This is a genomic window from Siminovitchia thermophila, from assembly GCF_016909185.1.
GTDB lineage: Bacteria > Bacillota > Bacilli > Bacillales > Bacillaceae_C > Siminovitchia > Siminovitchia thermophila.
Map to the genome: position 1 here is coordinate 114,473 of NZ_JAFBFH010000013.1, position 7,177 is coordinate 121,649.

The following is a 7,177-nucleotide window of genomic DNA, read 5'->3' on the forward strand; positions in this document are numbered from 1 at the left end:
AGGTTTTGCCGGATACCTTGTTGCCATGTTCCATTTGTTTATTGGGCGGCTATTTTTATCCTATAAACTCAAAATGGCTATTTTTTAGTCAAAAATATAGGTTGTTCAGTATTCCTAATTATTTTACCGGACACTCTTTTGGTCTTCCTGCCCCTGAGACACGTATTCGGCATCTCTATTAATAGCTCCTCCACAAACCAGACAAACGTACAAGCAATGGATTAAAGCAATCTGCACAAGTTTACAAGCATTGAAAATGACAGAACACACGCTCGCCAAGAAACACAACCAAGACATCTTTTCATGCGCTCTTTCCATTTACCTCCGGCTTTCAATCCACTAGTGTTGCATACTATTGTTTCAGAATTTTGACACGAAAAAATAAAAAAATCCTTTATAATAGATGGAGAGGTGAAAGCCTGTCCAAATCCATTACAAAGGAAATATCCCTATGGACAAGCATACACTATTCACGTCATTTGGTAAATGGGTGAAGCCCATCACCGACCAATTATTTGGCGATGGTGCTTTTCATGCCCCACAAGATCTGTATACAAAGAAACTGACTACCACAAAGTACTTGCTTTTATTCCTATATGCCCAGATGCAAAAGCGCGAGGGATTAAGGGCAATCAGCGATGATCTATTAATGAAAACCTTTCAAAAGGAATTGGGTTTAGATTCAATCAGCGCCTCGCAACTTTCGAGAAAAAACAGGCAGGTTGCCTTTTGCACATCTGGCAATCCCTGACGCAACGTGTTCGCATGGCTTCCGTCGGCCGAAAGAGACATATTCCGAATGTAAAGCTTCTGGATTCATCAACTATTCCACTCAGCCTCAACCTGTATGAATGGGCCGCGTTTCGTTCAACTAAGTCCGGACTCAAGCTTTATTTACTGGTTGAGTTTATAAGTGAACAGGATATCCATCCTGAGAAGCTTACAGTGACACCTGCGGAACGGTCCGATGTGCTTGAAGCGCCACGTTTTATCACAGAACCGGGTGTAACCTATGTGATAGACCGAGGATATTATGACTTCCGTTTGTTTGACCAGTGGTGCAAGGATGGTATTTTCTTTGCGACCAGGATAAAATCCAATACTGTGGTGGATATCAGGGACTTCATCTATGAGGACCTGCAACAAAACGGTTTCCGTGAATCCCTGGTTATTATAGGCTCAGCCCAAAAGAAAATGGAAAATCACTTGAGGCTGGTTGAATTTTATAACGATACCGGAAAACTGTATCAAATCGTAACCAACCGATTTGACCTGCCCGCATCGCGTTGGCAAATTGAACTGATGTTCAAATGGATGAAGCAGCATTTGCAGGTGAATCATATTCACAGCCGGACAGAACAGGCTGCGTGGAAACAGCTTTACATCGCCATGATTGCTTATAGTTTACTGTTACTTCTGCGGCTGGAAACCAAAACAAGGCTTACCTTATATCAATTGTTCACAAAGTTGAGAGCCTTGCTTTTCTCTGATTTTGAGGAACTATTGGAAGTTCTTCAACCTACATAAGTGGACAGCGTCACCTTTGCTTGAGATTTGTCCTTTTGGCAGAATTTAAAGAAAGTGTGATTCAGAATATTATTTAAATTATTTTAAGCTATTTAATGCAACGCTAGTGATAAATTATTATTAATTTATGCTACTCTTTTTTACTAGTAGAAGTGAAGAATCGTCGCCCAACCCCTAGAACCTTTTAAAAATCCATAATAAAACCGGATAATATTTGAATCCATTTAATATGCTTAAGTCCGTTTGCAATTTCCATTGTGTTAATAAATTAATAACTTTGCTAGATAAAACTAATTTAGTATGATAGAAAAGAAGGTAACTATACTAACAGATTTTGTACCCTATCTTAAAGAGGCAAAGATGAAAGGACATAACTTCTAAAAAAGAATCCAAATAAAAAATATTGATTTATTAGGTGGTTGCATGAATGAACGAACAAACAAAAGAATTTGCCTATTTTCCACTTCAAGATAGACAAATACATGTTTCGGAAGCTCTTTGGCTGAGGAATCAAGGAAAAATTGAAATGAATAGAGGAAATCCTGCTTTTTTTGACTTTAAGAATCCTTCTATTCGCAGTGGAGTGCATCCAGTTTCCGCTACCTCTAGTGGCAAAAAAATAAACAAACGCGCATTTTATCGATATTACAATTAGGTTAAGTAAATTCATTTGTATAATTAGGAACAAATACCTTCTATCAACAATCTTGAGTTAATCTCGCCTATTGTTTATTCCTACTCAATAATGGAGGGTGTAGAAATGTCTGTAGTCGACAAACAAAAAATTGTTTCAAGCGTCCCTCAAACGGGGTTTTTTGGACATCCTAAAGGTCTTTTTACTCTCTTTTTTACAGAGTTTTGGGAGCGCTTTTCCTATTACGGGATGAGGGCCATCCTTGTTTTTTATATGTACTATGAAGTATCCAAAGGCGGTCTAGGTCTTGATGAACAGACAGCTCTTGCCATCATGTCCATCTATGGTTCGCTCGTTTATATGTCAGGTGTTATCGGTGGTTGGCTAGCTGATCGAATATTCGGTACGTCCCAAGCTGTATTTTACGGTGGAATATTGATTATGTTTGGCCATATTGTATTGGCGATTCCGGGAAATATAACAATGTTCTTTGTTTCCATGATTCTGATCGTGATCGGGACCGGATTGCTCAAGCCGAATGTATCAGCAATGGTCGGTGATATTTATAGTGAAAAGGATGATCGCCGTGATGCTGGATTTAGTCTTTTTTACATGGGAATTAACTTAGGCGGTTTCTTGTCGCCATTAATTGTTGGTTCTGTTATGAACTATAGTTTTCACCTAGGATTTGGGTTTGCCGCAATCGGAATGTTGATTGGGCTTATCATCTTTCTGGTCACGAAAAAGAGAAGCTTGGGGCTGGCAGGCACATATGTCGCCAATCCTCTATCCCCAGCCGAGAAGCGAAAGGTCTATATGGTAATTGGCGGGGCTGTCGTTCTATTGGGGATTATGTTAGCGGTAACAATCCCGGCGGGTTTGCTTACGATTGAATCTTTTATCGCTCTTGTAGGTTTATTGGGATTCCTTATTCCAGCCATCTATTTTATTGTCATGTACCGCAGTCCGAAAACAACGGAAGTGGAGCGTTCCCGTGTTCTGGCCTTTATCCCGCTGTTCCTGGCTTCAGTCATGTTTTGGTCCATCCAAGAGCAAGGCTCAACCATTCTTGCCAACTTTGCGGATAAACGGACCCAATTGGAGATTGCGGGAATCCATCTTTCTCCCGCATGGTTTCAATCATTGAATCCGTTATTTATCATACTGTTAGCGCCTGTCTTTGCCTGGTTATGGGTGAAGCTGGGAAAACGCCAGCCTTCCATCCCCCAAAAATTTTCTTTGGGATTATTGTTCGCGGGTCTTTCCTTCCTTGTCATTTTATTGCCGGCTCATTTTGGCGGTGAACATTCTTTGGTCCATCCCATGTGGCTCGTACTCAGTTATTTGATCGTTGTCATTGGTGAATTATGCTTGTCGCCTGTTGGTTTATCTGCCACAACCAAGCTGGCGCCGGCTGCTTTTTCAGCCCAAACAATGAGTCTATGGTTTCTTTCCAATGCGGCCGCACAAGGGCTGAACGCCCAGATCGTAAAATTCTATCAACCCGAAACAGAAATGCTGTACTTTGGAGTCATTGGCGGAATGGCCATTCTATTAAGTATCATTCTGTTCATCGTTACTCCTTTGATTCAAAAGTATATGAAAGGCGTGCGTTAACATCGGTAAAAATTGCTTGCGCACACAACACGCGCACATCGGGTTGTGATGAAAAATGCTTTTTTTATACAGTTGAATCGCGGGCAGTTTGTCCTGTTTTAAAGGTAATCAATCAAAAATGAAAATGGGAGATCATATACTGTTCCGCTTTCGATCTTGAAACGTTGAGTTTTTCCGGACGCCCGCAATATACGTCTCTACAATCGAGATAAGCAGAGGTCCGTGACAATTCATGTCGATTATTTCCTTAGGGGGAGAATCGACATGTTTTGGTTGGTTTGAAAACAATATTGTATTAGAAAAACTACCATTCATTTAACAACATAACATACAGAGCCATATTGGCCAGTCAGTCTGTTCAGGCGGAACAAAAAGTGCAGATAACAAAAAACATCCCATTTTTGTTACCTGCCGCTTTTAACCATTATTGCTGTAAGGCCATATATTCATCTTTCATTTTTCTCTTCACAATTTTCGCCGCATTCACTTTCGTTTGAAGAATGGGGGAAATCTGGCGCTTATATTGCTTTTTCATAATCACATCCCGCAATTCACCCGCCGTTTCACAATCTCTTTGAAGCATATTTTCCACAACGCCCATTTGAATCGGATGATGCGAGTCACTGCCACAAACGACTGGAAGACCAATCTGATCGGCAAATGCCCGCACTTCCAATTGCATCTTGTCAACACCGAATTCGAACATATCTTTCCCGTTTAAATCAAAAGCGTGCAATCGTTTTAGCAACGCTGGATCATGATGGTGCAATGGCGTCGATTTCCGTAATGGATGTGCGCCAATCATCAAAAGATCATAGGATTCCCCCATGTCGAGCAGTGTTGGAAACGATATAAATGCATCCTTCTTCGTATGGTGCTCAAGATGATGGCGGATGTCTAACAAATCCGCTCTATGTCCGATAAATAAAATATGCCCAACTTCCTTTACATCGATTTCCATTCCTGTAAAGACTTTAAAACCATCGACATCAAAATAATGGCCTTTGTAGTCAAACTGGCGATCAAGCTGCTCATACAGATCGTAAAAGTGTTTCGTATTAAAATGCTCGGTCATCGCAAATGCTGTTAAGCCCGCGTCCTTCGCATTCAAGACCATCTCATAAAAAAATGAAAGATCAAAATCAACCCGTTTTGCTAATTTCACATGTGTATGAAAATCAATATTCAACAAAACCCGCCCTTTCTAATATTCCGCGCCAACTGGTAATGAAACTTCGAACATCTCCAATTTGCAGCCCGATTGATTCAACAGCCAAAAAAATAAAAGTCTTCTTTCAAAGAGGCATCCAATAACCGATGACATAAATGGAAAGTGTAATGCCAAACGTCAGTGCAATAAATTGCCCATCATACTTCGTCAATTTTAAATAATCCAGTTTTAATTTCTTCGCGATATTGTTTTCCAACGTGTAGCTAAACCCTCTTACCTCCAGTGCTTCCACTGTTGTCCTTGTGCGCTTCGCTGTATTAAGCATCATCGGATAAAATGCCAACACACTCATTTTGATGTAATAAAAAATATAACGCCTGTATAAAAAACCTGGCTTACATGGCAGCTTTCCCCGCAATCGAAATGAATGAATAATATTTTGATATTCTTCAATTAAAATCGGAAGCATGCGATAACCATAGGACACACCGAAGCTGAACTTTCCCGGCACTCCCAATTTCAAAAGAGCGTCACTGAACTTTTCAGGATCCATACTTGTCACAACAGCCATCGTCGCTAAAGAAACACAAGCAACCTTTAACGTAACCGGGATAATCGCAACAAGCGCCATAAAACTATTACCTAAAAATATTGCTGCAAACACTAAGTACGTAAATTGTGAAATAATCCCGACGATTAATAAAAAGATAAGCAGCGGACTTACTCTTGATACGTAAGCAAGAGCTACTGTGAAAAGAGTAAAGCCGATTAAAATGGTGAGATTATGTGTCAGCCAAGGAATGATAGAAAAGACAAGCATCCATATGATTAACACACGCGGATCGAGCTTCGCAAGTGGTGTTTGCTCATTGCCGTAAGCCGTTCGCATCAGCTCAATTTTAATGTTTTCAATCGTGGCCTTATTAAAAAGCTTCTGAAATGCGTTCACTTACAATCTCCTCCAACTGAAAGCGGCCGAGAAAGCCATCAATCGTCAACTCAACCGGGTTTAACTTTAAACAATGGCATAACGTGACAATTTGTGGTTCGACTAAGGATGCCGTCCGTAACAGTGCTTCATCAGAAAATAAGTCAAACGGTGTCGTATCCGCGATAACGCGCCCTTTATTCAGTACGATTACCCGTGACGCCCATTCCGCCACTAATTGCATATCATGCGTTGCGACGATCGTTGCCTGGACTTGTTCGTCTAACTGATGGAGCATCGCAATCATTTCTTTTTTCGTCGCAATATCAAGACTCGCTGTCGGTTCATCCAGTAACACAATTTCTGGCAACATCGCCAGCCCGATTGCCAAGGAAGCGCGGCGTTGTTGTCCACCGCTTAATAAACGGCCATCCCGGCTTTTAATGTACTGTAAATAAAATTGCTGCATCACCTTATCCAAAATAGTTTCAAGCTCTGCCCGCTTCCGTGCCCTCAAGTAAAACGACACATCCTTCTCGATGTCGTCTTCAATAAACATTTCCTCAGGATTTTGGTAAATATAAGCAACTTTTTCCGCAAGTTTTTCAGGCGATACACGTGCCGTTGATTCACCGTTGACGAACAGGTCTCCTTCCAACGGTTTCATCAAGCCCGAGATGAGCTTCAGAATGGTCGACTTTCCTGCCCCATTACTGCCAACCAAAGCAATGCGTTCACCAGAACGAATCGTTAAATCCAGTTCCTTAATGACGGGCACTCGTTTTCTTGATAAAGTCTTATACCCGTAATGAACGTTTTGAAATTCAATCATCGGCTCCCCATTTTTTGTAAGAGCGATAGGTCGCGGTTGTGTTGTACGTTGCTTGCATTCGTTGAAAAACAGTGCCGCTTCTTCGACCGTCACAGGCAAAAGTCCCTCCTCATCCCGTTTTGAATTCGCCGCGGCAATGGTCACTTGTGGCGGATATATTTGCATAGCCATTAACTCATCGACACTGTTTAACGCCTCCCGCACCGGCTTTTTCCATCTCACCGCCCCATTTTCCAGCAAAATGACTTCTTTGCAGTAGTTCGCTATGAATTCAGTGTGATGTTCAATAACCAAAATGGTCATTTTATATTGTTCATGGAGCATTTTGAGTTTTTCATATAACTCAACCGCATGTCAGACTGTCTAACAAATGTTCAATTTTCAGCACTCAAACGTACTTTTTTGCTTGCAAAACTTCTAATATTGAAATTAACAAAGAGTTTCGGTGTGGTTAAGCTACTAATAGCT

The 7,177-nt window shown here is 41.0% G+C and carries 7 protein-coding genes; 4 read left to right on the forward strand and 3 right to left on the reverse strand.

What is annotated here, in order from left to right; all coding sequences use genetic code 11:
- The first annotated feature begins 451 nt into the window (after window positions 1-451).
- From JOC94_RS10880 to JOC94_RS10895, 4 genes are all read left to right on the forward strand, one after another.
- Window positions 452-751 (forward strand): DUF4372 domain-containing protein, encoded by a 300-nt coding sequence (locus JOC94_RS10880; RefSeq protein WP_083717297.1) that lies wholly within the window; start codon window positions 452-454, stop codon window positions 749-751.
- The gene (locus tag JOC94_RS10885) at window positions 730-1,527 is read left to right on the forward strand and encodes an IS4 family transposase (RefSeq protein WP_083717295.1); all 798 of its coding nucleotides are present in this window, start codon (window positions 730-732) and stop codon (window positions 1,525-1,527) included. Before JOC94_RS10880 ends, JOC94_RS10885 begins: the two co-directional genes overlap by 22 nt.
- Before the next feature lie 427 nt (window positions 1,528-1,954).
- On the forward strand, window positions 1,955-2,182 hold the full coding sequence (locus tag JOC94_RS10890; RefSeq protein ID WP_077109983.1) for a hypothetical protein: 228 nt from the start codon (window positions 1,955-1,957) through the stop codon (window positions 2,180-2,182).
- Between the two features lie 105 nt (window positions 2,183-2,287).
- A complete protein-coding gene (locus JOC94_RS10895; RefSeq protein WP_077109982.1) occupies window positions 2,288-3,778 on the forward strand; it encodes a peptide MFS transporter in 1,491 nt (496 codons plus the stop codon).
- 424 nt (window positions 3,779-4,202) lie between these two features.
- Here JOC94_RS10895 and JOC94_RS10900 read toward each other — a convergent pair whose 3' ends face one another.
- The 3 genes from JOC94_RS10900 to JOC94_RS10910 form a co-directional block, all read right to left on the reverse strand.
- The gene (locus JOC94_RS10900; RefSeq protein WP_205179320.1) at window positions 4,203-4,967 is read right to left on the reverse strand and encodes a PHP-associated domain-containing protein; all 765 of its coding nucleotides are present in this window, start codon (window positions 4,965-4,967) and stop codon (window positions 4,203-4,205) included.
- A gap of 106 nt (window positions 4,968-5,073) precedes the next feature.
- The gene (locus tag JOC94_RS10905; RefSeq protein WP_253191849.1) at window positions 5,074-5,898 is read right to left on the reverse strand and encodes an energy-coupling factor transporter transmembrane component T family protein; all 825 of its coding nucleotides are present in this window, start codon (window positions 5,896-5,898) and stop codon (window positions 5,074-5,076) included.
- Window positions 5,873-7,033 (reverse strand): ABC transporter ATP-binding protein, encoded by a 1,161-nt coding sequence (locus tag JOC94_RS10910; protein ID WP_077109980.1) that lies wholly within the window; start codon window positions 7,031-7,033, stop codon window positions 5,873-5,875. The genes JOC94_RS10905 and JOC94_RS10910 overlap by 26 nt, the downstream gene beginning before the upstream one ends.
- Between the last annotated feature and the right edge of the window lie 144 nt (window positions 7,034-7,177).

Excerpts from the sequence above, each read along its gene's own strand:
- JOC94_RS10880 (WP_083717297.1), top strand. The coding sequence starts at position 452 with ATGGACAAGCATACACTATTCACGTCATTTGGTAAATGGGTGAAGCCC.
- JOC94_RS10890 (WP_077109983.1), top strand. The coding sequence starts at position 1,955 with ATGAACGAACAAACAAAAGAATTTGCCTATTTTCCACTTCAAGATAGA.
- JOC94_RS10895 (WP_077109982.1), top strand. The coding sequence starts at position 2,288 with ATGTCTGTAGTCGACAAACAAAAAATTGTTTCAAGCGTCCCTCAAACG.
- JOC94_RS10910 (WP_077109980.1), bottom strand. The coding sequence starts at position 7,033 with ATGCTCCATGAACAATATAAAATGACCATTTTGGTTATTGAACATCAC.